This window comes from Flavobacterium aureirubrum (genome assembly GCF_038739835.1).
GTDB classification, from domain to species: Bacteria; Bacteroidota; Bacteroidia; order Flavobacteriales; family Flavobacteriaceae; genus Flavobacterium; species Flavobacterium aureirubrum.
Genome location: NZ_JBCGDO010000059.1, coordinates 1 through 2812, shown reverse-complemented (window position 1 = coordinate 2812; position 2812 = coordinate 1). Strand labels below are relative to the sequence as shown.

Annotated in this window: 1 protein-coding gene; it reads right to left on the bottom strand. The window is 26.5% G+C overall.

The genetic code is table 11. From position 1 onward, the window contains the following. Positions 1 to 142 precede the first annotated feature (142 nt). Complete coding sequence (locus WFZ85_RS15860; protein WP_342697229.1) at positions 143 to 2623, bottom strand: ATP-dependent helicase; 2481 nt, start codon at positions 2621 to 2623, stop codon at positions 143 to 145. Positions 2624 to 2812 lie beyond the last annotated feature (189 nt).

Below are 2812 nucleotides of genomic sequence, written 5' to 3'. Positions count from 1 at the left end.
GTTTTACAACTTTGAATTATAACTAAAAAACTAACCTCCTTAAAATAGCTTCTAAAGAGGTTACTTTTTATAAATATTTTAAAATTTTAGTTTTTTATTGAGGTTGTGCAACAGTTACGTGTGTTGGTAGCAGTATTAATATTTAGTTCCAAAAATTCCACCATTTTTTTTCTTCATTTTTAACATTAGAATTCTTTTTGTCATCTTTTAAATCAATTTCTAAATTCTCAATTTGTTTATCAAAATCTTTTTGTTTTTGTTCAAAAATAGCATCTTTTAAATTTTCACTTTCAAAAACTAAATTGTTTTCAACAACATTTATTTGCTCATCGTTTTTGATGATTTTTTGTGAAGAAATATTTTTTTCTAATTCATTTTCTTGAACTGGATTATTCAATGATTGCATATAAATTTCCCAATCGTCATCAGATTGTTTTTTTTCAATTATCATTTCATCTGTTAAGACTTCTTCGTCAACGAATTTTTTTAGAAATCTAAAAGAAAAATCTATTGGTTTTTCTTTTCCTGTTTCAAAGAAATCAATTAGATATTCGTTTTTATCAATATCAACTTCTTTAACTATTCCTTTTTTCCAAATGTCGTGAAAAACTAAATCGCCAATATTAAAAACTTCTGTGTTCTCAATATCATTTCTTTTAAGTTGTAATTTTGCTTCGTCAATTATTTCTTGGCTTAATTCTCCTTTTCTAATGTAAAATTCATCACTGATTTCGAAGAGAAATCTTGACGGATATTTATTTAAACCGTTCGTGAAATTGAAACCTTCGGACTCGGTCATATAAAACCTTTTTTCTGCTCTTGTTATTGCAACATAAGTAAGCCTTCTTTCTTCTTCTAAAGCTCTTTTTCTACGTTCTTTTATTGACATTGCACTCGGCAAAACTCCTTCGGTAAAACCGCAAAGAAAAACATATGGAAACTCCAATCCTTTTGAAATATGAATTGTCATTAATTTTACCTTGTCATTATTATCATTGTTTGTATCTAAATCTGTAAATAATGATACTTCTTGTAAATACTCTTCAATGTTTATAATTTCTTTATTTTCATTTTCAAGAATAATCATTGAATTAACTAATTCTTTTATGTTTTCTAATCTATCTTCATCTCCATCTTTTCTATATAGTTCAGATAAACCACTTTTGTCTAGTATATCTTTTACTAAATCAGAAATTGATTTTGTTTTTGATATTTCTTTTAATTCTTTGACTAAATTTATAAATTCTAAAGAACCTTTTTTTGATAGTTCTTTATGTTCAATATTTTTTTCAAGTGCTTTGAATAGAGAAAGGTTTTGAGATTGAGCAATTGAATTTAGATTTTCGATAAATTTTTTTCCAAGACCTTTTGTTGGATTATTATACATTCTTAAAAACGAAATATCATCTTCAAATACAATAAGCCTTAAAAATGATAAAACATCTTTTATTTCTTTTCTTTCAAAGAATTTTATTCCGCCAAAAACAGTATATGGTATATTTTCTCTTATGAGAGATTGTTCTATATTTCTTGAAATATGATTGGCTCTGTAAAGTATTGTAATATCTGAATATTTGGCATTTTCAGTTTTTATAATTTCTTTTATTTCGCTAGAAACCCAGAGTGTTTCTTCAAATTCATTTTGTCCGTGAAAGTGGATAACTTCAAAACCCTCTGGGTTTTGAGTTATCATATCTTTATCAACTCTAATTTTATTATTTTTGATAATATGATTACCTAATTTTAAAATGTTAGGAGTTGAACGATAATTTTGGTTCATTATTATCGTTTCGCAATTGGGAAATAATTTATCAAAATCAACTAAATACTCTGGTTTTGCACCACGCCATTCATAAATTGTTTGGTCTGGGTCGCCAACCATAAATAAATTATTATGAATTCTTGAAAGCATTTCTACTAACAGAAATTGATTGTCAGAACTATCTTGAGCTTCGTCAACTTGAATGTAATGTAGGTTTTTCTGCCATTTCAATAAAACATCGTTGAAGTTTTTCAGAATATAGATTGTATAATTTATTAAATCATCAAAATCTAAAGCATAATTTCTTTTTTGTTTTTCTAAATATTTTTGAAAAACCTTTTCAAGTAAATTTTCTTCTTCTTTATTTTTAATTGTATCGTTTTCAATGATATAATTTAAATATTCAGAACCACTTTTAGACTTTGAAATAAATCTTAATACTTGTTTAAATGTTAATTCTTTGGAATTAATATTTAACTCTGTAAAAACGTCTCTTAAAATTGTTTTTTGGTCTTCAACATCAAGAATTATAAAACTTTTTGGATAATGTATTTTATTTATTTCTTCTCGTAAAAATCTAACACAAAAACCGTGATATGTTGTAATTAGGCTTACATCAAATGTATCTCCAATAATGGCTTTTACTCTTTTCTTCATTTCTTGTGCAGCTTTGTTTGTAAAAGTTACACAAAGAATATTAGAAGAATTTATTCCAAGTCTATTTACAATATAAGCAAATCTTGAAGTTAAAGCTTTTGTCTTTCCTGAACCTGCTCCCGCAATTACACGAACATAACCTTCAGTTGTTTTTACAGCTTGAAGTTGTTGTTCATTTAAATTGTCTAAAATTTCATCGTTCATTTTCTACGATTTTGGGAAATATTGCTACCAACGTCAGACTGTGAAAAAACCTCCACAATCCATGCACCAAATATAGTAAAATAGTTGTAAGAAAGTTATAGTTTTTTTATCTTTAACGATGCAACATATACAAGGAATAGCTCGCAACCAACTACAAGTAAGCAGTCTAGAAGACACCATCAGACAGGA

What these genes read in the sequence shown, in the direction of transcription:
- WFZ85_RS15860 (WP_342697229.1), bottom strand. Translation starts at nt 2,623, where the DNA reads ATGAACGATGAAATTTTAGACAATTTAAATGAACAACAACTTCAAGCT.